General features: G+C 66.7%; 21 protein-coding genes. 11 read left to right on the forward strand and 10 right to left on the reverse strand.

All coding sequences use genetic code 11. The annotated features are described in order from the left end of the window. Positions 1–3: 3 nt before the first annotated feature. From LDO27_RS01595 to LDO27_RS01620, 6 genes are all read right to left on the reverse strand, one after another. Positions 4–963 carry a Bug family tripartite tricarboxylate transporter substrate binding protein gene (locus LDO27_RS01595; protein WP_224039259.1) on the reverse strand — a complete coding sequence of 320 codons (960 nt, stop codon included), beginning with the start codon at positions 961–963 and terminating at the stop codon, positions 4–6. A gap of 58 nt (positions 964–1021) precedes the next feature. Next, the gene (locus tag LDO27_RS01600; protein WP_224039261.1) at positions 1022–2038 is read right to left on the reverse strand and encodes a M14 family metallopeptidase; all 1017 of its coding nucleotides are present in this window, start codon (positions 2036–2038) and stop codon (positions 1022–1024) included. After that, complete coding sequence (metC, locus tag LDO27_RS01605; protein ID WP_224039263.1) at positions 2022–3236, reverse strand: cystathionine beta-lyase; 1215 nt, start codon at positions 3234–3236, stop codon at positions 2022–2024. Before metC ends, LDO27_RS01600 begins: the two co-directional genes overlap by 17 nt. Positions 3237–3294: 58 nt before the next feature. Continuing rightward, a complete protein-coding gene (locus tag LDO27_RS01610) occupies positions 3295–4299 on the reverse strand; it encodes a Bug family tripartite tricarboxylate transporter substrate binding protein (protein ID WP_222205819.1) in 1005 nt (334 codons plus the stop codon). Between the two features lie 66 nt (positions 4300–4365). Continuing rightward, positions 4366–5997: a rhodanese-like domain-containing protein gene (locus LDO27_RS01615; protein WP_224039265.1), complete on the reverse strand. Its 1632-nt coding sequence runs from the start codon at positions 5995–5997 to the stop codon at positions 4366–4368. A gap of 100 nt (positions 5998–6097) precedes the next feature. Continuing rightward, positions 6098–6685, reverse strand: coding sequence for a cysteine dioxygenase family protein (locus LDO27_RS01620; RefSeq protein WP_222205824.1), 588 nt, complete (start codon positions 6683–6685; stop codon positions 6098–6100). 125 nt (positions 6686–6810) lie between these two features. On the opposite strand from LDO27_RS01620, the gene LDO27_RS01625 reads away from it, so the two are divergent. The 3 genes from LDO27_RS01625 to map all read left to right on the forward strand — a co-directional run bounded on the left by LDO27_RS01625 (position 6811) and on the right by map (position 8827). After that, positions 6811–7677, forward strand: coding sequence for a LysR substrate-binding domain-containing protein (locus tag LDO27_RS01625; RefSeq protein ID WP_222205827.1), 867 nt, complete (start codon positions 6811–6813; stop codon positions 7675–7677). Positions 7678–7850: 173 nt separating this feature from the next. Continuing rightward, positions 7851–8063, forward strand: coding sequence for a ParD-like family protein (locus tag LDO27_RS01630; RefSeq protein WP_222206281.1), 213 nt, complete (start codon positions 7851–7853; stop codon positions 8061–8063). Next, entirely contained in the window at positions 8060–8827 is a 768-nt protein-coding gene (gene map, locus LDO27_RS01635) for a type I methionyl aminopeptidase (protein ID WP_224039266.1), read from the forward strand. The genes LDO27_RS01630 and map overlap by 4 nt, the downstream gene beginning before the upstream one ends. A gap of 102 nt (positions 8828–8929) precedes the next feature. On the opposite strand, the gene LDO27_RS01640 is transcribed toward map, so the two are convergent. Further along, a complete protein-coding gene (locus tag LDO27_RS01640) occupies positions 8930–9898 on the reverse strand; it encodes an oxidoreductase (protein ID WP_224040757.1) in 969 nt (322 codons plus the stop codon). 81 nt (positions 9899–9979) lie between these two features. On the opposite strand from LDO27_RS01640, the gene LDO27_RS01645 reads away from it, so the two are divergent. Beyond that, positions 9980–10900, forward strand: coding sequence for an AraC family transcriptional regulator (locus LDO27_RS01645; protein ID WP_224039269.1), 921 nt, complete (start codon positions 9980–9982; stop codon positions 10898–10900). Positions 10901–11026: 126 nt separating this feature from the next. Here LDO27_RS01645 and LDO27_RS01650 read toward each other — a convergent pair whose 3' ends face one another. Next, complete coding sequence (locus LDO27_RS01650) at positions 11027–11896, reverse strand: SDR family oxidoreductase (protein WP_224039271.1); 870 nt, start codon at positions 11894–11896, stop codon at positions 11027–11029. 112 nt (positions 11897–12008) lie between these two features. Between LDO27_RS01650 and LDO27_RS01655 the strand changes: the two genes are divergently transcribed. Next, on the forward strand, positions 12009–12884 hold the full coding sequence (locus LDO27_RS01655; protein WP_224039273.1) for a LysR family transcriptional regulator: 876 nt from the start codon (positions 12009–12011) through the stop codon (positions 12882–12884). Between the two features lie 410 nt (positions 12885–13294). Here LDO27_RS01655 and LDO27_RS01660 read toward each other — a convergent pair whose 3' ends face one another. Then, on the reverse strand, positions 13295–14194 hold the full coding sequence (locus LDO27_RS01660; protein WP_222205845.1) for a LysR family transcriptional regulator: 900 nt from the start codon (positions 14192–14194) through the stop codon (positions 13295–13297). Between the two features lie 160 nt (positions 14195–14354). Here LDO27_RS01660 and LDO27_RS01665 point away from each other — a divergent pair, with 160 nt between their 5' ends. The 6 genes from LDO27_RS01665 (at position 14355) to LDO27_RS01690 (ending at position 21294) form a co-directional block, all read left to right on the forward strand. Beyond that, positions 14355–15368 (forward strand): Bug family tripartite tricarboxylate transporter substrate binding protein, encoded by a 1014-nt coding sequence (locus LDO27_RS01665; RefSeq protein ID WP_224039274.1) that lies wholly within the window; start codon positions 14355–14357, stop codon positions 15366–15368. 28 nt (positions 15369–15396) lie between these two features. Further along, positions 15397–17496, forward strand: a complete 2100-nt coding sequence (locus tag LDO27_RS01670) for an acetate--CoA ligase family protein (RefSeq protein ID WP_224039276.1) — start codon at positions 15397–15399, stop codon at positions 17494–17496. Positions 17497–17498: 2 nt separating this feature from the next. Further along, positions 17499–18302, forward strand: a complete 804-nt coding sequence (locus LDO27_RS01675; protein ID WP_224039279.1) for an enoyl-CoA hydratase/isomerase family protein — start codon at positions 17499–17501, stop codon at positions 18300–18302. Continuing rightward, positions 18299–19714 (forward strand): aldehyde dehydrogenase family protein, encoded by a 1416-nt coding sequence (locus LDO27_RS01680; protein WP_224039281.1) that lies wholly within the window; start codon positions 18299–18301, stop codon positions 19712–19714. Before LDO27_RS01675 ends, LDO27_RS01680 begins: the two co-directional genes overlap by 4 nt. Before the next feature lie 34 nt (positions 19715–19748). Beyond that, entirely contained in the window at positions 19749–20579 is an 831-nt protein-coding gene (locus tag LDO27_RS01685; protein WP_222205856.1) for an enoyl-CoA hydratase, read from the forward strand. A gap of 475 nt (positions 20580–21054) precedes the next feature. Further along, entirely contained in the window at positions 21055–21294 is a 240-nt protein-coding gene (locus LDO27_RS01690; protein ID WP_224039282.1) for a hypothetical protein, read from the forward strand. A 318-nt stretch (positions 21295–21612) separates the two neighbouring features. Here LDO27_RS01690 and LDO27_RS01695 read toward each other — a convergent pair whose 3' ends face one another. Next, entirely contained in the window at positions 21613–23625 is a 2013-nt protein-coding gene (locus LDO27_RS01695) for a lactonase family protein (protein ID WP_224039284.1), read from the reverse strand. Positions 23626–23645: the final 20 nt, after the last annotated feature.

Consider the following 23645-nt stretch of genomic DNA (forward strand, 5'->3'; position numbering starts at 1 on the left):
GCCTCAGTCGCCCTGGATGCCGGCCTTGCGGATCAGGTCGCCCCATTTGGCGCGCTCGGTGGCGAGCAGCTTGGCGAACTGCTGCGGCGTATCGGCCGTGGCGTCCATGCCGGACGCGGCGAGCCGCTGGCGGATGTCGGGTTCGGCCATGACCTTGACGAGCGCCTGGTTCAACCGCGCGACGATGTCGGATGGGGTGCCCGCCGGCGCCACCAGGCCGTACCAGTTGGTCACTTCGTACCCCGGCACGCCGGCTTCGGCCACCGTGGGCACGCCGGGGAACTGCGGCGAGCGCTTCGCGGTGGTCACGGCCAGCGCACGCAGCCGGCCCGAGGCGATCAGCGGCTTGGCGGAGGGATCGGAGAAGGTGATGGGGACTACGCCGCCCATCACGTCGGTCAGTGCCGGCGTCGTGCCCTTGTAAGGCACGTGCTGCATCTGCACGCCGGCCAGCATCTTGAACTGCTCGGCGGCGATCTGGCCGATCGTGCCATTGCCGCCCGACGCATACGAGAACTTGCCATTGGCGTCGCGCACGGCGGCCAGCATGCCATGCACATCCTTGTAGGGCGTATCGGCCCCGGTGACGAGCACGTTGGGCATGGTCACCAGCACGCTGACCGGCGCGAAATCCTTCTGCGGGTCGTAGCTGAGCTTGCGCAGGTTCGGCCAGATCGTGAACGAGCCGGGCGTGGCCACGTACAGCGTATAGCCGTCGGGCGCCGACTTGGCCACGATGTCGGTCGCGATCAGGCCGCCGGCACCGGGGCGGTTGTCGATGATGACGTTGGCCTTGAGCTGGTCGGACAGCGCCGGCGCGATGGCGCGGGCCAGCGCGTCGGCACCGCCGCCGGGCGGGAAGCCGACGACCATGCGGATCGGCTTCGACGGATCGGGCCAGGCGGCATGGGCCAGCGGTGTCAGCAGGGCGAGGCTCAGGACTAGGGCGCGGCGGGCGAACATGGCGGTACTCCGGCAGGCAGGAATGGAAAGGACGGGAAAAGAGGGGTTGGGGCGGGGCTCAGGCAAGTGTCACGGTGTCCCATTCCCACGCCACGAACGCCAGGCGTTCGCCGGTGTGGACGACGGGATCGCTGCGCAGGCCGATCAGCACGCCGTCGCGCGGGATGGGCGCGACCGGCGTGAGAGAGGCGTCGAGCTTGAGCGTGTCGCCGATCGACGCGCCTTCGCGCACCAGGTCTCCGGCACGTGCGGCGGGCACGAACAGGCCGCCTTCGTCGGCCGTGATCCACCCGCGCCGGGTCACGCGCCGCAGCGCCCGGGCGGCGGCCTTCGGCGCCGGACCATCGAGAATGCCCATCTGCACCGCCAGCGTGTGGAACCCCGCCTCGGCCAGCGCGATGTTCTCGGCCTCGAAGCGGCTGCCGCTGCCCAGTTCGAGCATGAAGGCGCAGACGCCGGCGGCCAGGCACTGGTAGTCGAGCGCGCCGGAGATATTGCCGGGCAGTTCGCCCTTGCCGCCCACATCCTGCCGGCAAGCCACGTGCGGATGGAACGGCGCCATCGCGGCCAGCACATCGGCTTCGCTGACGCTGCTGCCCGGATGCACCTTGTAGACCGTATAGGGCCGCGCATCGAACAGCGGATTCATCGTATGGAGATTGATCAGCACGTCGGCGACGCCGCGTACCTCGCTGATCAGCGCGTGGGCCAGGCGCTCCGATACCAGGCCGCCGGCATTGCCCGGATACGTCTGGTCCAGATCGAGCTCGTCGTAGGGATTGCGCTTGCGGCGCGCATCCAGCGCATGCGGATTGCCGGTGGGCGTGACCACCAGATTGCCGCGCATCGTGGCCGGGTCGAGGCTGCGCGCAAAGCGCAGCGCGGCCACCATGCCGTTGATCTCGTCGCCGTGCACCTGGCCGTGGAGCCAGAGCGTGCGGCCGGGCTGCGCCCCACGCACCGCCACGTAGGGCAGCGTGACCGCCATGCCGGAGGCCATCGAGCCCACGGGCAAGTGGCCGCTGGTTCGGTCGGGGCCGGATTGCTGGTGCAGCCAGTCACCGATGATAGGCATGGCAGGTTTCCTTGTCGGTAGAGTCGATCTGGGCGGTGGCGGCGAATGCCTGGTCGAGGTCGGCCAGCAGGTCCGGCACCGCTTCGAGTCCGATGTGCAGGCGGATCACGGTGCCGTGCGCGGACCAGTCGGCAACGCTGCGCGCGCGGCGCATGTCCGCCAGCACCGCCAGGCTTTCGAAGCCGCCCCACGATGCGCCGATGCCGAACAGTTCCAGGCTGTCGACAAAGCGCTCGGGGGAGACCGGGGCTTTCGACGTCAGGGAGAACGAGAGCAGCCCATTGGTGCCGTGGCAATCGCGCAGCCATAGCGCGTGGTTGGGATCGTGGGGCAGGGCGGGGCAGAAGACGTCGGCCACCTCGGGCCGCGCGAGCAGCCACTGGGCCACGGCCAGCGCCCCGGCCTGGTGCTGCGCGAGCCGGGCACCCAGCGAACGGATGCCCCGCTGCACGAGGTAGGCATCGTCCGGGCTCACGGTCATGCCGAACGCGTCCGCCATCGTGGCCAGCGGCTGCCACGCGGCCTCCGTGGTGCAGACCGTGCCCATCATCACGTCGGAATGACCGCCGAGGTATTTGGTGGCGGCCATCAGCGAGATATCGGCGCCCAGCTCCAGCGGGCGGTAGAGCAGGCCTGAGCCCCATGTGTTGTCGGCCGCGACCAGCGCGCCGTGCGCATGCGCCCGGGCCGCCAGCGCGGGCAGGTCGCACATTTCGTAGACCAGCGAGCCGGGCGCCTCCACATAGACAAGGCGCGTCTCGGGGCGCAGCTTCGCATCGAGATCCGACCCATTGGCCGCATAGAAGTCCGCCGCGATGCCGTGCTCCCGCAGGAAGCCGCTGGCCAGATTGCGTACTGGCTCGTACACGCAGTCGGGCAGCAGCACATGCTGACCGGGGCGGACATAGGCCAGGATCGTCATGGCAGCCGCGGCCAGGCCCGACGGAAACAACCGTGTGCGATGGCCGCCTTCGAGCGTCGTGACCATGTCCTCGAGCGCGAAGTTGGTGGGATTGCCGCGCGCGCCGTAGGTGAACAGCCGTTCGGTGTCGCGGCGCGCCCGCATCTCGCGCTGCTGCGCGACGGACTCGAACAGCACGGTGCTGGCACGCACCACGGGCGGGTTCACGGGCTGGCCGCCGGGCACGCTCGCGGTGCGTCCGGCGTGGGCAATACGTGTGGAGAGCGCTTTGGTCATGGCTTGCCTGTAGGTTGGCGCGAGATCCGCAAGGGCGGTCGCAAGGCGCGTGCCGAGATCAGTCGACGCGCGCGCCCGAGAGCTTCACGATCTGGGACCACCGGGCGATGTCGTCCTTCAATTGCGCGGCGAAGGCATCGGGGCTGTTGGCAACCACGGCGCTGCCACCATCGTTGATGGTCTTCACCACGTCGGGCATCTGCAGCACCTGGACGATGGCGCGGTTCAGCAGCGCGACGCGCTCCGGCGACGTCCCGGCCGGCACGAAGAAGCCGTACCAGTCCTCGAAGCGCGCATTGCGATAGCCCAGCTCCTCCAGCGTCGGTACCTTGGCAAAGACCCCGAGCCGGCGCGGGCTGGTCACGGCCAGCGCCCGCATGCGGCCGGTCTGGATGAATCCGGCCACCGAGGACGTGGACGTGATCAGCACGTCGACCTGCCCGCCGAGCAGGTCGTTGATGGCCGGCCCGGCGCCCTTGTAGGGCACGTGCTGCAGCCCCACGCTGCTGTCCTTGTCGAGCACCACGCCGACAAGGTGCGACAGCGTGCCGTTTCCTGGCGTGGCATAGGTGATCTTCTGCGGCTGCGCCCGCGCCTGCGTGGCCAGTTCCTCGAACGTCTTCCACGGCGCATTGGCCGCGACCACGATGGCCAGCGGCGCGGCGTTGATCTGCGTGACCGGGACGAACTGCTTGACCGGATCGAACCCCGGCGCGCGATACAGCGTCGGATTGACCGCCATGATCGACACCTGGGAGGTCAGCACCGTATAGCCATCGGCCTTCGACTCCGCCACATGGCGCGCGCCGATATTGCCGCCCGCGCCGCCACGGTTGTCGATGACCGCGCTCTGGCCCAGCACCTGCGAAAGGCGGGCGGACACGATGCGCGACACGGCATCGTTGCCACCGCCGGCGGGAAACGGCGACACGATGCGCAGCGGCTGCGACGGAAATCCGTTGACGGGCGCCAGCGGCTGCTGCGCCAGGGCGGCAGCGGACAGCGAGAGCGTGCATGCGGCAACCACTTGCCGCGACAGACGGGAAGACATCGGACGGAACATGGGGGTGACCTCGTTTTTCTATGGCAGGTTGCAGGGTCTGGCGCCTGGCATGCAGGCTCTTCGGAATCAGCGCAGGGAAGGGAAGCGGAACGTGGCCAGTTCCTGGGCATCGAGCTGCGCGATCAGGCCCGTTTCCCAGGCCAGGTATTGGCGCGCGGCGGCCTTGTTGCCGTCGTGGCGGTCGTGCACGAAAAAGAGGTAGTCGATGCAGCGCGCATCGGGCAGCGTATCGGCCCCTTCGCCCAGCGCATGGCCGGCATCCCGCCACGCCGCAAAGCCGCCCCGTAGCCTGCGCAGGTCGCGATAGCCGAGCGCGTGCATATCGGCGACGGCCAGATCCGCGGGATCGCCCGCGTCCGCCTCGCCGACCAGCACCAGCGTCGTGTCCTGCGGCACGCCGCGCAGGTCTTGCGCCAGCCGCGCGCGGGTGGACCAGCGCGATCCGGCGATATGGCCGGCGCGATACGCCATGCTGCCGCGCAGGTCCAGTGCGAGCATCGACCGGTTCGCCAGGCCAGCGGCCAGTTGATCGGCGCCGACTGCGGGCAGCGGGGCGATGTCCGGCGTTGGGCCATGCGCGGCGCGCAGGCCGGCGTTTAATCCCGCCTCGAGGCCGCCCGCGAGCACCACGGCGTCGTGTCCCATCTGCCGCAGCCAGCTTGCGACCACCGGGGCACGCACGCCCTCGGCGTCGAACAGCACGAGCCTGGCGCGGCGTACGCCGACATACTGGTCCGTGGCCTGCATCAGCTGGCCACCGGGCGTGTGCTGCGCCCCCGGCAACGTCCGCGCGGCGCACTCCTCGGCGGTACGCACGTCGCACAGGAAGGCCGAACGGCTGGTGTCGGCCAGCCAGGCGGCCGCCTGCGCCGCCTCGATCTCCGGCACGTCGAAACGCCGGGCCAGCGCCGTCGCCGCATCGCGCGCGGCGTCCAGTCCCCGCGGGCTGCCGTTGTCCGGATAGCGCGCCGTGCCGCCGTGTTCGAGCGCGAAGTCGTTCAGGTACCAGCCCTGGGTACCGTTTTCCAGCGCATAAACGGGATTGGAGACGCCGAAATTGATCAGCGTCTGCGCACCGATGATGCTGCGCGTGCGGCCGGCGCAGTTGATCACGATGGGCGTCGTCGCATCGGGCACGAGGTCGCGCAGGCGATACACAAGCTCACCGTTGGGGCAGCAGATCGCCCCGGGAATGTTCATCTTGCGGAATTCGCTGGCCGGGCGACCGTCAAGCACCACCGGCGCCACCGGGCCCGCCTGCATGGCGGCCAGTTCCCGGGCGCTGACGCGTGGGGTGTGGTAGTGATGCTCGGCCAGTTCCCCGAAGGTCTTGGAGGGCACGTTGACGCCGGCGAACAGCGTATAGCCCGCCGCGACCCATGCCGCCATGCCTCCGTCCAGCACGAAGAGGTTCGTGTAACCAAGGCGAGCCAGTGCCATGGCGGCGGCCTGCGCCACGCCGTCGCCGTCGTCGGCCAGCACGATACGCGTGCCCAGGCGTGGCGCCAGGCGTCCCACGTCGAGTTCGAGCCGGCTGTAGGGCAGGGGAACGGCATAGAAGGGATGGCCCTCGCCATACTGGCCGTGCTCACGCACGTCGAAAAGCGCGATTTCGTCGGCATCGTGCAGCCAGCCCTTGAGGGTGGTGGCATCCACGGTGGAGAACGCGGCTTGGGCGGCTCGGGTAGCTTGGGTCATGAAAAATTCGGGCAAAAAGGGGGCTGTCCTCGCGCCAGGCGGAGGAGCCGGGGTTGTTTCTCGGGAGTGGGGCGGGCGTGCCGCCCCGTCAGGCAGCGGCCTAGCGGCGGGTCTGTACGCCCACGTTCATGACCTGGCAGCGACCCGTTTCCAGGTCGAACGACAGCCGCTCGGTCAGCGTCTCGAGCGAGCGGCCGTACATGTGCAGATGGCGGATGACAGCGTCGCCGCGGATTTCCACCGAATGAATGTCGTCGGGCAACAGGGCGATGCCGTGGCGCAGGCCGACTTCCACCGTACGGTCGTGTTCGAGCGTGCCGACACCGGGCTGGCTGCCATCGTCCGTGCGGATATAGACGTCATTGATTTCCACGCCGCTCACGCCGGCCACGCAGGCCCACGTGGTGTGGTTATGCGGCGGGATGCGTTTGCCTGGGCGCATCACGTTCAGATACAGCGCGTAGGTCTGGCCCGGGTCCTCGGCAATGAGGTAACGCGCCTGGCGTTCGTTGGCTTCGGGCGGCGGGTAGTCGGCTTCGCCCCAGAACTCGGTGCGGGCGGCCAGGTCCTCCACCAGCGGCAGCACCTTGGCGAGGCTGGCGCGGGTAACGCCGCCTGTTTCTACGATGTTTCTAATGGATGCGATGGTTTCGCCGACGGCGGACTGGCGCTGCGCTGCGATGGACATGGTGCGATGAATCCTTGCAAACTCTGTTTTTCGGGGATACAACGATGCTTCGTGTTTCACTGTAATGAACGCCCGCCCGGAAAACCACTTAATGCGCGACGAAAATCCATTAGCGGCTCTAATGAATGCGTAACCTCGATCTGGACCTCCTTCGCACCCTCGTGGCCATTGCGGACCACGAGACATTCGGCGCGGCCGCGGAGGCGGTGCAGCGCACGCAATCGGCCGTCACCCAGCAGATGCAGCGGCTGGAAGAGCAGTTGGGCCTGACGTTGTTCGAGCGGCATGGCCGCGTCAAGCAACTGACGCGGCATGGCAAGAAACTGCTCGAATACGCGCGTCAGATGCTCAGCACCAACGACGAGGCGCTGCGCATGCTGCGCGAAGGCGATCTGACCGGATCGCTGCGCATCGGCGCGCCGCACGACGTCGCCGACACCATCCTGCCGGTACTGCTGTCGCATATCGCGCGGTCGTCGCCGGCATTGCGGCTGGAAATCCATGTTGGCCGAAGCCCGTTCCTGATGGAGTCGCTGCGACGCGGCGAGATCGACCTGACGGTGTCCACGCGCGAGGACAGTACGCTCGAGGGGATCGTGCTGCGCACTACGCCCACCATTTGGGTCTGCGCCGCCGACTTCGCCTACGAACGCGGCACGCCGGTGCCCCTGATCCTGGCCGACGAACCGAGCCTCTTCCGCAAACTCTCGCTCGAAGCGCTGACGCAGGCGGGCGTGCCATGGCGCATCGCCTACCTGGCCCCGAGCCTGATCGGCATCAAGGCGGCGCTGCGCGGCGGGTTGGGTATCACGGCGCGCAGCATCGACCTGCTGCAGGCCGACATGCGCATCCTTGGCGAAAGCGACGGCCTGCCGCGGCTGCCCGATGTCACGTATTACCTGTGGGCCCGTCCCAACGCGGTCAATCCAGTCGCGCGACATGTCTTCTCGATGCTCAAGACGGCGTTGCAGCGCGGACTGGCCAGCGCCTGACGCCATGCGAGCGTTTTCCTGGCGGTTGCGAAAACAGGATCGTAGGGCGGGACACGCGTGCGGCAAACGAAGATGTGCGCGTATCGATATTCGACACGCTGCGCGTCCATGGGAATTGCGCCGGTATTGCGTCGCGCATATAATCCATACACGAATCGTATATGGAGGATGCCGTGGGGATTGTCAACATCGAGGATGAACTGCACGACCAGGTGCGCAAAGCGAGCGCGGTGTCGTGCCGATCCATCAACGCGCAAGCTGCCTACTGGATCAAGATCGGCATGCTGTGCGAAATGAATCCCACGGTCGCGTTCAATGACATCGTCGCCGGCGAATTGCGCGCGGCGGGAGTGGTCCCGCAGCCGGTGAAGGCGGCATCGAATTGATCAAACGGCCGGAAGAAATCGCGTTGCTGGCGCAGTCCGGGGAACTGCTCGCGGAAGTGTTCGGCTATCTGGATCAATTGAGCCTGATCGGCATGTCGACCATGCAGATCAATGATCTGGTTGACGGTTTCATCGTCGACAAACTCGCCGCGCGGCCCGCCAGCAAGGGGCAATACGGGTATGCCTACGCGCTCAATGCATCCCGCAACAACGTGGTGTGCCACGGCGTTCCGTCCGAAGCCGATATCCTGCAAAGCGGGGACATCGTGAATTTCGACATCACGCTGGAGAAGAACGGCTACATCGCAGATTCCAGCAAGACATACCTGGTGGGTGATGTTTCTCCGATGGCGAAACGGCTGGTACAAGCCGCCTATGAAGCGATGTGGAAAGGGATCGGAGCGGTTCGTCCAGGCGCCAGGCTTGGCGATATCGGCTATGCCATCGAGCGGCACGCGAAGAGGAACGGCTATTCGGTCGTACGGGAATATTGCGGGCACGGCATTGGCCGGGAAATGCACGAGGAGCCGCAGGTCCTTCATTGGGGCAGGCCGCGGACTGGCCTGATGTTGCGGGAAGGCATGGTGTTCACCATCGAACCGATGGTGAACCAAGGCCGGTCCGCCGTTTTCACCGAAGACGACGGTTGGACCGTCGTGACCTGCGACGGCCAACTGTCCGCGCAGTTCGAGCACACCGTAGCCGTGACCGCGCACGGCGTACGCGTGCTGACACTGCGTCGGGGAGAGAGGATGCTCGGTTGACCTACCGCCGACACGCCCGAACTCGCACAGCTCATGCGACGCAAGCTCGCTGCGTACCGGAGACCGCAGAGCGGTGAGGACCAAGCAGAGCCAGGTACTGCCTCACTCGGCGGACAACCCCGTCCACAACGCCGATACCGCCCACAGGCGTTCCGCCATCGCGACATCGGCGGCCCACGGAGCCACACCCTTGCGCCCGGTCGCCCCGGTATGTAGCGGCGCGATGTCGCAATCCTCGCAATAAACGCCTCCCAGGCCATCCAGGGCGGGGCTCGTGGCGCACCACAGCGTCGTCGCTGCACCCTGCTCAAGGGTCTTCATACCGTTCAGCGGATCGACCCGAGGCACGCCGTGCTCGTCCAGCGCATCGAACGCGGCGATTTCTTCGCCGCTGAGGTGGCGCGCCAGGTCCGTGAGGATCTGGCCGGGATGCAGCGAGAAAGCGCGTATGCCATGGTTGCGCCCGCGCCGGTCCAGCGCCAGTGCGAACAGCGCGTTCGCCGTCTTGGACTGGCCGTAAGCGACCCACTTGTCGTAGGGCCGCTTCAGGAAATCGATATCGTCGAAGTCCACCCCGGCAATCTGATGGCCGCGGGAAGACACCGCCACAACGCGGGCCGCGCCGGCCGCTTTCAGGGCCGGCCACAGTCCGCATGCGAGACGGTAGTGGCCGAGGTGGTTCGTTGCGAACTGCGCCTCGTGGCCCTCCGCATCGCGCGCCAGTGGCATTGCCATGACACCCGCGCTATGGACGAGCAATGGCAGGGGTGTCCCGCCCGCAAGAAAGTCGTCGCAGAACGCCGCGATGGACGCCGGCACCATCAAGTCCATCGGTCGGATCTCGATATTCGGCACGCCCGCGAGCGCTTGCCGGGCACGCCCCGGGTCGCGGGCGGGCACGACGACACGCGCGCCAGCCGACGCCAGCGACTTGGCGGTGACGAGCCCGATCCCGGAATAGCCGCCCGTCACAATCGCTGCGTGGCCGGCCAGGCTGATGCCCGCCATCACGTCGGCGGCAGTGCTGAAGGCGCTGAAAGGTGTGCCGAGCGGCTGTTGCCGGGTCGTCATCGCGTTCTCCGAATCGTTGGATGAGGGGATTTTCCCGTACCATGCTCGGACGAAACAGATCGAGTAGTCCATTTTTCTATCGTGATCATCCAGAATCCTTCGGCCGATCCGTTATCCGATGTGCTGGCCCTTGCCGGACTGCGCGCCGCCTGCTCGGTGCGGCTGCAGGCGGGTGGCGACTGGGCGCTGAGGTTTCAGCCTCTCGAACTGAAGTTCAACGTCATCCGGCGCGGAGCGTGCTGGCTCACCGTCGACGCCGGGCCGGCACGGCAACTCCGGGCGGGCGACGGCTTCGTGATCGTGCGCACGCCGTTCGTGCTCGGTAGCGCCCCGGAGCTACCGCCCGTCGATGCGGCACTGGCCTTCGCAGAACCGGGGATGTCGGCGCGCATCGGGCAGGGCACCGATGTCGAAATTCTCGGTGGCAGCGTGACCCTCGCTGGTGCGGGAGCCGCCGGACTGATTGCACTACTGCCGAAAGCGTTGGTGATCCGGGCAGAGGCGCGCGCGGCTTCCTCCTTCGGCTGGCTGCTGGATGAACTGGACCGGGAGTGGCATGCCAACCTCGCCGGCGGGCATGCCGTCTGCAACGATCTGCTGCGGATGATGTTCGTGCATGCGCTGCGGCAGCATGTCGCCACGGCGGAAGCGGACGAACTCGGTTGGCTGGCCGGCCTGCGCGACCCCGCCATTGCGGCCGCATTGCGCGCAATCCATGCGGACCCGGTCAGGTCGTGGCGGCTCGTGGAGCTGGCGAACATTGCAGGGCTGTCCCGGTCAGGATTCGCGCAACGCTTCAAGATGCGGGTCGGCCAGTCTCCGGTCGAATACGCGGCGCGCTGGCGGATGCAGCTCGCCGCGGCACGCCTGACCGCAACGGTGGACAGCGTATCGACGATCGCGGCATCACTCGGCTACCTCTCGGATGCGGCTTTTGGTGTGGCATTCCGCCGTGTCCACGGCACGGCACCGGGGCAATACCGGCGGCGCCATCCGGGTTGAACGCCTATGTCCGGCAGAGGTTCGATTGTTGTCGAATGTTGTCTGTCGTAGTCACGTATTGCGGTGGGGCGGCCCCTCCGGTGAGCCGCGGGTCGTCACCGCCGCATGCGGGACGCCGCTTCGCCGTCAGGCGGACGTCGCGATCTCGGTGGCGAAGTCGCGATAGGACCGAAGGGGGCGGCCGAGAAGGGCAGTCAGGCGCTCGACATCGCCGTCCTCGGGCATCATGCCGACCGACAGGAAACGCTCGCTCATCAGGCGCATATCGAATGCCATCCAGTTCGGCATGAACCGCCGCAGGTTTTGCTCAAAGCCGACGGTGTCGTCGCCAGGGTAGGCGATCGGGCGACCCAGGACATCCGTCCAGATCCCCGCGACATCCGCGCCGGTCAGCGTATCGGGCCCGACCAGATTGATCCGGTCCAGGGGCAGGGCTGCGGGAGCCTGCTCACGGCGCATCAGCTCGATAGCCGCGATCTCGCCAATGTCCCGCGTATCGACCATTGCCAGGCCCTTGCTGCCGATCGGCATCGGATAGACGCCGTGTCCCATCACCACGTCCTTGATCGCGAGATCGTTGCCGATGAAGTAGGCGGGACGCAGGATGGTCGCGTTCAGCCCCATCTGTTCGATCATGCGCTCGACCCCGAACTTGCCGGCGAAGTGGGGCACGTTCACGTAGCGATCGCTGTGGATCACCGACACGTAGACGATTCGCTCGATGCCGGCCTCGCGCGCGACATTGAGCGCGATGAGGGCCTGTGTAAATTCGTCTGGCACCACCGCGTTAAGCAGGAACAGCGTCGAGACTCCGGCGAAGGCGCCGCGCAGAGAATCGACGTCGAGCAGGTCGCCCTGGACGACGGTGACGCCTGCGGGGAAGTCGGCCTTCGCCGGGTCCCGGACGAGGGCGCGAACATCCGCGCCGCGCTTCACGAGCTGTTCGACAACTTGACCGCCGACAGTGCCGGTCGCGCCGGTAACAAGAATCGTCATGATGATTACTCCTTGGTTTGGGTTCAGGTGGTTGATGTCCACACAGTAAGGGATTCCATAATCGAAACACAGCCCATAAAATGAAGACGACCCGTATCAAAATTGAGACGACATGGACCTGAACGCTCTTCTGGACTTCCAACTGGTAGCCGCGCACGGAGGCTTTGGCAAAGCCAGCCGCGCCAGCGGCCGGTCCAAGGCAACGCTGTCGCGCCGTGTCGCCGATCTCGAAGACGCACTGGCCATCCGGCTCATCGAACGCGGTACGCACAGGCTGGAGTTGACCGAGGCGGGCCAGTTGCTGCTGAGCAGAACGGCGGGGCCGATGCATGAGGTGGCCGAAGCGGTAAGGGCGGCGCGAGACGGCGTCGCGGCGCCGCGGGGCCGTCTGCGTATCGCCGCGCCGCTTCTGTTTTCACAATTGGCGTTAGGGCGGATTGCGGCGCGGTTCCGGGCGAGCTATCCCGAGGTGCAGATCGAAGCCGTGGCCGAGGACCGTCTCGTCGATCTGGTCGACGAGCACTTCGATGTCGCCATCCGTATCAATCCGCGCAAGGACAGCGCATTGGTGGGCAGGTGCTTCGCCAAAGACAGGATGGTGCTGGCTGCCGCACCGTCCGTCCCGATGCCGAAGGGCCGCAGCGACACCCCGTTTCCCGTGCCTGCAGTCGTCATGCCGAGCCATCGCGACGGAGATGTCTGGTCTGTCCGCAATGGCAAGCTGGCGATCGCGCCGCAACCCGTTCTGCGGCTGTCGTCCCTGCTCATGGTCCGCGATGCCATTGCCGCTGGCGCGGGGGCGGCATTATTGCCGCAGTCCATCATCGGCAGCCTCCTTGAGAAAGGCGAACTGGTGACGTGGGGAATTGCCGGTGACGACGTTGAGCTTTGGGTTCTGCACACGTCGCGCCGTTTGCAGAGTCCGAAGGTTCGCGCCTTCGTGGAGTTCCTGTGCAGCGAGTATCCGGCGGGCTCGTTCACCATCTGACTTTGGTCGCGCCTGGCGGGAAGCTGGCCCCACCGGCTAGCCGGTTTCGCGCCAGCCCGTGCCAGCCGGGGATCGAACCGCGTGTTACCGACAAGCTCTTTACCCAAGCGCACGTGACAGGGACCCGCGCCTACTCGACCACTACGAGAATTGCCATGGAAGCGAATGTCATGACCGTGGACCAACGAAAGCGTATGCCTAACGTGTCGCAATTCGCCGTCGCGATGGCCCATCAAGAACCGCCGATCACCTCGAAGATGAGCTGACGTGCAACTACAGCTTGCGCGAGGTCCGGGTCACGCCAACCCTCGCTCCAGTTCCCCGGGGGCGACTGTGCCAAGGCGCCCGCCGCATTGGGCGCCGTGTTGCGATCGACGTCCAGCCACAGCAGGCGTCTCCCACACCGGAATCTACTCGCCCACCACCCGTGGCACCAAATCATGCAACCGCGACAACACCATCCGCGCCGCCCGCGACAGCGGATGATGCCGCGTAACCCCCATTGCTATAGCCCGCGGCATGCGCGGCTCGACGATCTCTACTGCGGCGAGCCGTCTGGCCTCCAGGTCCTGTAGTACTGCGAGCCGGGGAAGCATCGTCAAAGCGCTTCCCGTCAGCGCGACCTCCTTCATCGTACTGAGAGACTCGACTTCGAGCGCGACGTCGAGCTTGATGCCCAGGCGGCGAGCATGCTGGTCGAGGATCGAGCGGAAGCCGTTCGGAGCCGGCGGGAGTACAAGGGGGACGCCGTCGAGCTTGCGGAAGGGCAGTTGAGCGAGGCGCCCGAAGGGGTGAGCAGGGGTGCAGATCAGGTAGGTCGGTACCTCGGCGAGCACATCTTCATCCTGGCGCGGGCCAGGGCTGTAGCGGTTGATGAGCGCGAGGTCGATGCGGCCCGACTCCAGCGCTTCGTCGAGTTGTCCGCTGAAGCCTTCGGCGACATGCAGGCGCACGCCCGGTGCAAGCTTGCGCAGGTCTTCAAACAGTGCCGGCACGAGACGCGGTGCCATCGATGGCAGCACGCCGATCCTGACTAGACCCACCGGGACGCCAGCGGCGTCCTTGACCTCGTCCTGCAGGCGGGCGGACTGGTCGAGCAGCAACCGCACGTGAGGCACGATCCGCTGCCCGAACTCCGACAGCACCACGCCGCGCCCTGTTCGCTCGAACAGCCGGTCTCCCCATTCGCTCTCGATCTGCGCGACGGCGCGGCTTACCAGCGACTGTGCAATGCCGAGCGTGCGGGCGGTGCGCGACAGCGATCCCAGTTCGGCGACGAGGGCAACGGTTTCGAGCTGCTTGAGGTTCATCGGCGATACGTTGGCTGGTAATGCATAAAATCGATATCAGGTATCGCAGATTGTACTCTTTTGCATTGCTGGCGGACTTCATACACTTGCATCAACCTCGGATTCGGCGGCCCTGCGGCAGGCGGGCCGACCGGCGAGGACACAACAACATGGAGACGACATGCCGCACTTCTTCAACCTGTTTCGCGCATGGCGGCAGCCGCTGTGCATTCTGCTGATCGGTGCTGCGCCGGGGGCCGTTGGGAATGCCATTGCCGCGGCCGGCAATGACGCAGGATATCCGGCCAAACCGATCCGGCTGGTGGTGCCGTTTCCGGCCGGCGGCCCGACGGACGGCATGGCCCGCCTGATTGGGCATCAGCTGTCCGAGCGGCTCGGCCAGCCGGTGGTCATCGACAACCGAGGCGGCGCCGGCGGCACGATCGCAACAGAGGCCACGGCGCAGGCCACGCCTGATGGCTACACGATATTTTTCTCGACGACGGGGACGATGGCGATCAATCCGTCGCTGTACCGGACGTTGAAAGTGGATCCCGTGAAGGCGTTCGACTCGGTCGGCTCGGTGGCGGCCACCGTCAATGTGCTGGTGGTGCCAAACAGCCTGCCGGTGACCAACGTCAAGGATCTGATCGCCCTCGCCAGACAGAAGCCGGGATCGCTCACCTTCGGCTCGGCCGGCAATGGCAGTTCCAATCATTTGTCGGGTGAGTTGTTCAAGTCGATGGCGGGTATCGATATCGTTCACGTTCCGTACAAGGGCTCGGCCGCCGCGTTTACGGACCTGCTTGGCGGGCGCATCTCGATGATGTTCGACACCGTATCGAGCCAGGTGCAGTACATCGGCACTGGCAAGGTCAAGGCGCTCGGTGTGACGGGCGCCACGCGCTCCGAGGCGTTGCCGAAGGTGCCGACGGTGGCGGAGGCTGGCCTGCCCGGCTTCGATGTCACGATCTGGTTTGGCCTGTCGGCGCCGAAGGGCACCCCACCCGAGGCGGTTCGCCGGCTCAATGCCGAACTGCAGACGGTACTCGGCCAGCCCGAGGTCAAAACGCAGCTGGCGACGCTGGGAGCGCGCCCCTTGCCCGGCACGCCGGCCGACTTTCAGAAGCTGATCCAACAGGATGCGGCCAAGTGGGGCCCGGTGGTGAAGGCATCGGGAGCGACCGTTGACTGACGCTGCACCAGCCCCCGTGGAAGATGCGATGGATGATGCGTTCAACGCGCTGTTCGATCCGGCATCCGTCGCCGTGATCGGCGCCTCGGACAATCCCAACAAGGTTGGCGGACGCCCCATTCACTATATGCGCGCGTTCGGCTATGCGGGCGACATCCTGCCCGTCAATCCGGGCCGCGACGTCATCCAGGGCTTGCCCGCCCATGCCAGCCTTGCGGACCTCGTTGCGCGGGGCAAGACGCCCGAGGCGGCGATCATCGCGGTGTCAGGCGATGCGACGCTAGAACAGGTGCGCCTGTGTGCGGATGCGGGCGTCAAGGCCGCAGTGATCATGGCGTCTGGTTTTGCAGAGACAGGCGCCCGGGGACGCGAACGCCAACAGGAACTGGTGCGTATCGCCCATAGCGGGGGCATGCGCCTGGTGGGTCCGAACGCCCAGGGCACCGCGAACTTTGCGAGCGGGGCGGTGCTGAACTTCTCGACGATGTTTATGGAAGTGGCGCCGCAGGACGGCCCGATTGCCATCGTCAGCCAAAGCGGCGCGGCCAGCGTGATGCCGTACGCGCTGTTGCGCCAAGCGGGCCATGGCGTGCGATACCTGGTGGCGACCGGCAACGATGCCGATCTCGATGCCTGCGCGATCGCCGCCGCCCTTGCGGCAGATGCCGCCGTGCGGCTGATCCTGGTCTATCTCGAATCGATTTCCAATCCGGACGGCCTGGCCCGCGCGGCGGCCACGGCGCGGGCACGCGGTGCCAGCATCGTTGCCATCAAGGCAGGCAACAGCGCCCGTGGCGCGCAGGCCGCCGCCTCGCATACGGGGGCGCTGGTCGGCAACGACGCCGCAATCGATGCGTTCCTGGCCGCCCACGGGATCTGGCGCGCCCGGGATATCGGCGAACTGGTGCGCGCGGTGCCTTTGTATTTGCAGGACCATGCACCGGGTTCCGGTCGCACGGTGGTCATGAGCCACAGTGGCGCGGTGGGCGTCATGGCCGCCGATCTGGCCGAGCGCCACGCGCTGCCCCTGGCGGAGCTGCATGCGGACACGCTGCTCGCGCTCGAGGCGATCCTGCCCGGATTCGGCACTGCCAGCAATCCGCTCGACATGACAGCGGCGCTGCTGGGCCAGGGAGACATGTTTCCGCGCGTGCTCGACGCGCTCGGTGCCGATCCGCAGGCCGACATGGTGATGGTCGGCATCCCGGTGGCGGGACCCGGCTATGACGTGGAAGCGCTGGCACGGGACGCGGCGGCTTTCAGTGCCGGGAGCCGCAAGCCGCTGGTCGCCAGCGCGCCGCAGCACAGCGTGCGGGAGATCTTTGCGCGGCATGGCGTGCCGACGTTCGTCACCGAGGCCGATGCCGTAGCGGCGCTCGCGCAGTATGCGGGGCATCGCCGGCTCGCCGCGCGCCCGGTCCCTTTGTCCGACAGGCCGGCTTCGCAGCCGCCCGGCGGTCGAGGCTTGCAGGACGAGGCGCGCAGCCTCGCCCTGTTGGGAGAGGCAGGCGTTCCTGTCGTGCCGTATCGCCTTTGTGCAACTGCCGGCGAGGCAGTCGCGGCATTCCGCGAGTTGCGCGGGGCGGGTGCAGGCGCGGTCGTCGTCAAGGGCTGCGCCGACGCCGTACCCCACAAGAGCGAGCATGGCCTGGTGCATTTGCGGCTGGCGTCTGCGCAAGACGTCGCCCGCGCTGCGGACGATTGCCTCGGCACGTTGCGCAGTCTGGGCGTGGAGGCGCCTCGGGTCGTCGTGGCGCGCATGATCAAGGGGCTGCATGAATTTGCGCTCGGCGTCTCCGTCGATCCCGCATTAGGCCCGGTCGTGATGATCGGCGAAGGCGGCACGCTGCTGGAACTGCGCAAGGACATCGTGACCTTGCTGGCGCCGTTTGACGTGGCCGACGTCAAGGCAGCCTGCGCGCGCCTGCGAATCGCCCCGCTGTTCGCCGGGTACCGGGACGTGCCGGCGCTGGACCTCGATGCGCTCGCATCCGCCGCGGTGGCGCTTGGTGACTGGGCGCTGCGTCATCGCACCGCGGTACGGTCGGTCGATATCAATCCGTTGATGGTGATGGCCGCAGGCGAAGGCGTGATGGCCGTCGATGCGGTCGTCCAGCTGGAGGGGTGAAGATGCACGATGACAGGCAAGCGCACGGGGACGCCGTGCGGATCGAGCGAGCTGGCGACATCGCCATCGTTACGCTGAACCGTCCCACCCGCATGAACGCTGTGAACGGCGCGCTGCGCAACGCGCTGATCGCGGCGCTGCGCACGCTGAACGACGATGCTGCCGTCCGGGCGCTGGTACTGACTGGAGCGGGCGAGCGCGCATTCTGCGCGGGACAGGACCTGAGCGAAGCGGCCGAAGTGTCGTGGCAAAACCTCGTCCCGTGGCTCGAGCGGCAGCGCGCCATGTACCAGGCAGTCCGCGACCTCGACAAGCCATGTGTGGCGGCGGTGCGCGGCGTGGCCGCCGGTGCGGGTTTCCAGATTGCGCTGTGCGCGGATTTCCGGTTGACGACCCCGGACAGCCGTTGGGGGCAGCCCGAGGTGAAGGCCGGGTTGGCCAGCATCGTCGGCTCCTACCTGATGACGCTGCACGTCGGGCATACGCATAACGTGCAGATGTCGCTCTCGGGAGAACTCGTCAGCGGCCAGCGCGCCTACGAGATGGGGTTGGTTTCCTCGCTGCATGCCGATGCCGAGCTGATGCCTGCCTCGCTGGCCCGCGCCCGGGCGCTGGCGGCGCTGCCGCCAACAGCGGTGCGCCTGTCCAAGCAGCGCCTGCGCGCGATGACGCAGCCCGGTTTCGACGAGGCGTGTGTCGCGGGCATACGCGCCCAGCTCGAATGCTATGCCGACGGCGAACCTCAGCGCGTGATGGCGCAGTTTCTTGCGCAACGTGGTACGCAGAAGAACCAGGAGTCGAAGTGAAGCAACTGTCGGAACACTATATCGACGGCACGCGCCGGCACATCGAGACCGGGGAGACCGTGACGGTGTTTGACGCCGCCACCGAAGCCCCGCGGGTGACCGTACGGCTTGGCGTCGCGGGCGATGCCGATGTCGCGGTGCGCGCCGCGTCGGCCGCCGCGCCGGGCTGGCGCGGGACGCCGGTAGGCGAACGTGCGAAGTATCTGCTGGCGCTGGCCAATGCGCTGGAGGAACGCGCCGCCGTCCTGGCCGAGGGCATCTCGCGCGAGGTAGGCATGCCATTGAAGCTGTCGCGCCGGATCCAGGTCGATGCACCGATCGCGGCTTGGCGCGCCACCGCTGCGCTTGCGGAAACCTTCGCCTTCGTGCGGCAGGTCGGCCATTCCCGCGTCACCATGACGCCGGTGGGCGTCGTCGCCGCCATCACGCCATGGAATTATCCGCTGCACCAGATCACGGGCAAGGTAGCGCCCGCGCTTCTGGCGGGCTGTACGGTCGTATTGAAGCCCTCCGAGCTGGCGCCCTCGGCAACCCTGCACCTGATCGACGCCTGCGAAGCCGCGCATTTGCCGGCCGGTGTGCTCAACATCGTCTCCGGCGGCGCCGCGCTCGGCAGCGCGCTGGTAGCGCATCCTGGCGTACACATGGTGTCGTTCACGGGGTCCACAGCCGTGGGCCGCAAGGTGGCGGCGAGCGCAGCGGGTGACATGAAACGCCTGTCGATGGAGCTCGGCGGAAAGTCCGCCGCGGTGGTGCTGCCTGGGGCCGACCTGCAGAAGGCGGTCAAGGCCACCATCGCCTCGTGCTATCTCAACTCGGGCCAAACCTGCAGCGCGACGACTCGCCTCATCGTGCCGCGCGACTTGTATCCAGAGTGCCGGGCGCTGCTGGCGGAGGCGGTCTCCGCGATGACGCTCGGCGATCCCGCCGAGGCCGGCACGCGCATCGGACCGTTGCTGTCGGCCGCGCAGCGCGAGCGCGTGCGTGCGCATCTGGCCGAGGCGGAGCAAGCTGGCTTCGACCGGATCGCCGGTGGGCCCGACGCGCCGGTGCCTGCCAGCGGATTCTTTGTGGCACCGACGATCTACGGCCAGGTGTCGCCGGACAGCCGCCTCGCCAACGAAGAGGTATTCGGGCCGGTGCTGGCCGTGCAGTGCTACGAGACCGTCGAGGAGGCCATCACGCTCGCCAATGGCACCCCGTATGGCCTCGCGGCGACGGTATGGGCAGCCGACGATGCGACGGGAGCTGACTTCGCAGATGCGCTCAGGGCAGGGCAGGTCGATGTCAATGGCGCACGCTTCAACCCTGCCGCGCCGTTTGGTGGATTCGGGCTCTCCGGCATGGGGCGGGAAGGCGGCATCTACGGACTCGAGGAGTTCGTCGAACCCCGGGCGGTGCAACTTCCGTAATCCACAGCAAGCCACACATCAGAGGAGACATCAGATGAGCCACACAACCCATGAAGAACTGACGGTCACGCGGGCCGGCCGCAACGGCCGCGTTGCCGTCGTCACCATGAATCGCCCTGACAAGCTCAACGCGCTGACGCAGGTCATGGAAGCGGAATTGCGCGACGCAATGGAAACCCTCGACCGGGACGACGAAGTGAGGGTGGTGGTGCTGACCGGAGCGGGGAAGGGCTTCTGCGCGGGCATGGACATCAACGCCCTGGAGATCCTGCCGCCCGACGACATTCGGGCGGCGCGGTGGATGCGCCCGTTCGACATGAACCGCCGCGCGGACTATCAGACGCGATACGGCTATTTCCCAGCGCTGCGCAAGCCTGTGATCGCGGCGATCAACGGTGCGGCGGCCGGCCTGGGGCTGGTGTTCGCGCTCTACAGCGACATGCGCTTCGCGAGCGCCAACGCCGCGTTCAGCACGGCGTTCGCCCGACGGGGCCTGATCGCCGAGCACGGCATCGCCTGGCTGCTGCCTCGCACCGTCGGTCCGGGGCACGCCGCCGACCTGCTGTACTCGGCGCGCAAGGTTCTGGCTGACGAAGCGCTGCGTATCGGCCTCGTTGATCGGCTCTACGCGCCTGACGCGCTGATGGAAGAAACGATCGGGTATGCGGATGACCTTGCCGAGAACGTGTCGCCGCGCTCGATCGGTGTGATGAAGCGCCAGATGTGGGAGCAGCCGTTCCAGACGCTCGCGGAGGCGACACGCCTGGCCAATGCGGAGATGTTCGAAAGCATCCAGAGCGCGGACTTCAAGGAGGGCGTCGCGCATTTCATCGAGCGCAGGCCGGCGAGATTCACTGGGCAGTGAGGATGCGCGTGCGGGCCTTCGCCGGCCTAAGTGCTCTTGCCTAATGCCATGCACTCACGGGGAGTGAGAGTACCGCTCATTTGAGCGACGGGACGGTGCTATGGACGAAATGCGCTGCGATTTTTGTGCATCGACCGAGCGAGTTGGAGGCATCCAGCGTCGGGCTACTGCGTAACAGCGAACACTTTAAGCAGAGCGGGCTGGGTCAACGCAATACTATGCACAGCGTGTAAAGCCGCTCCCCAACAGCGCTATGGAACGTCGATCAGTCGGCCTCATCTTCTCGAGAGCGTGTATCCCCGTTCTCTGTAACTTATTCCTCAACGGTGCAACACTAAATTTGGGTGACGGGCGCGTGTACTCGTCCCCCTTCGCTAAATCGCTCTTTCTGCCGCCGAGAATGTCGTTAAGAAATAAGCACAGAAGCGGGCGTTTCGATAATTGGCCAGCAACTTTGGGGCGAAACCGGCTTGACGTGCTGATCGAGCAGGTGGTGCGGCCCTTTCATGATGCGTTCGTACCGTTGCTCATCGATGCGATCGACGCAGGCGAGATTCCGCGGCAGGATCCCGACATCATGTTCACGATGCTCGCCAATGGCATCAGCACAACTGTCCCCTATAGCCATGTGCTGAGCCCGTTCTCTTCCTTACCGCGGGACGCCATGGAATTCAAACGTGCCGTTCTGAAGACGGCTTTAGCCATGCTGGGCTGAACCGCCGGGCCCCGTAAGCCGCTCTCGCAATCTGCAGCACAAGCGACGCAATAGGGTCGGACAGCGACCGTCTTCAATAGACCTGGCTTTCCCGTGATATCCGCGCTCCGGCAGGCGCGCGTCGAAGATGTTGTAGACCTGGGGTGCGGAGGCGGAGAGTGAGGCGAGCCTGGGCGCCGCGTATGCGGATAATCGCCCGGCTGAACGCGGCATGCCTCATCCAACTTCTCCGGTCAGACAGCCAGACGGTTCCTGCGCGCCGCGAGCGATCGCGCACAACCGGTCCGGATGTCCGATACCCGCGTCCTACATTCAGCCTTACGGCCTTGGCTGTACGATGGCAAGCGCCCGCGCCCCGGTGCCGGAGGTGTAAGGACTGCCGGGGAGCTCCGTCAGGTCGCCCGTGGTCTGGCTGACCGCGTACCCGCGGATGCCTCCTACGAGCGCAGGTGCGTAAAGATATTTTCCTGTCCCGTCGAAAGCGAGCCGCTCGCCGCGGTAGCCGACTCTCGTGGATCGGCTGGAAATCGGCAATCCCGTTATGGCATCCAATTGATAAACCCGGATGTTGAAGCTCCCCTGGTTGTACGTGTAGGCAAACTTGCCCGAGGGTGCCAGCGTAATATCGCTGGGCACGGAGCCTGTCGTAGACGTCTGACTGCCAGTAATCGTCCCGGAAGCGGGATTGAGCGTATGGGTGCCGACGGTATTTGTCATGGTATTCGCCGTATAGAGACGCGTGCCGTCCGGCGCGAGCGCTATCCGGCTGGGCACGCCGCCTGGCGTCGCCACGGCGTCCACGAAGCCCACGATTGCGGTGGCAGGATCGAACTGAATCTGGAGAATTCTTCCGGTCATCCAGCCAACGGCATAGCTGCGCAGTCCGTCGGCAGACACCGCGATACCGGTCATCGGATCGGAAGCAAACGGGTCGACGACACTATGCACGACGCGGTCCGGCATTCCATCCGCCTTCAGGCCGACAAAATCGACCGACCCGTATCCGCCTACATGCAAGGTATTGCCCAGCGGGTTCGCGGCGATGGAATACCGGTCAGCAATCGGGAAGGCGTAGGCAGGCAGCGCGGTCATCGCGCCGGTCGCGGGGTCAAGAGAATACGGCACCACGGCGCTGGCAGTCAGCGCATAGCCTGTCGCTCCGGAGGGGGAGAACGCGATGTCGCGGATCGCACCGGCTACGGCGAACGGGCTCCCCGGCACGGGGGCCAGGGCCCCGCTAACCGGGTTCACACGGTAGACGTACACCCCGCTCGCGCTGCCGTCTGGCAGCACCACGAACTGGGCCTGCACACACTCGACCGCAACGTTGGTCACGTTGGCGGCAGCGATCGTCCCTGCGCCCCGAGCGACCGTGCAAGTCTGTCCCGCGGGGTGGCCCGACACGGAGAGGGCATAGGCGGTCGCGTCAGCACGCGCCGTGGGAAGCGTGAAAGCGCCATTGCCGCTGACCGCCAGCACGTCGCCATTGCTGTCCGAGAGCATCAGGCTCTTGCCGGTGGCCAGACCTGAGACCGCGCCCCCGACAGTGTATGTGGGAGGCGGGGCGACACTGCGGGCCAAGGCCGCATTGGCACACAGTCTTGCTCCGGAAGGCGCGGTGGCGCAGGCCGTCAGCGTGCCCGCCCCCGCCGTCGTGGCCGAGGCGGGGCTGGCGACATCCGCGCTGTTGCCGCCCGCAGCCATCGTCACCACGAAGCTCGTATCGTCGCTGCTCCAGGACCACTGGGTCAGATCGGCGACGCCATCCACGCCGTCCGAGCGGCGTACGGTTGCGATGACAGTCTGTGCGGCGCCGCCGGCGGAAATGGTCAGCAGGGCCGGCGCCAGCGTCAGCGTGTAGGACTTCGCAGGGGATTCGCTGACGTTCAGCCGTGCGACGCTGGTTACGGTGCTGCCGTCGGGAAGCGTCGCCGTCGCTGAGATGTCGGCGGTACCGGCGGCCAGCGTCCGCACCGTGGCATAGGCGCCGCTTGGCGCGACAGCGGAGGCCGCAGGCTCCTTGTCCGACGCCGCGATCACGATCGCGACGGACTCGTCGGAAGAGGTCCAGGCAAACGTGGCCCCTTTCAGTTCCTGGCCATCCGCTCCGAGGACGACGGCTTTGAGCGTCAGCGTGCCGCCCGCAACAGGGGCCGCGCTGCCGGTGTCGACGATGAGGTGGGCGGCCGGCGCGCTAGGCGGGGCTGGCTGCGCTGGAGGAGCCGGCTGGTCTGGCGCAGCGTCTTCGGAACCGCCGCACGCGGTGATGAGCGACGCGGCAAGCATGGCAAGACCAGCGGCGCGCACGGCGGCATAAACGTGTGAAAGCATGACCTGGTACCCGTTCCCGT

The organism is Cupriavidus respiraculi (assembly GCF_914271545.1).
Lineage (GTDB): Bacteria > Pseudomonadota > Gammaproteobacteria > Burkholderiales > Burkholderiaceae > Cupriavidus > Cupriavidus respiraculi.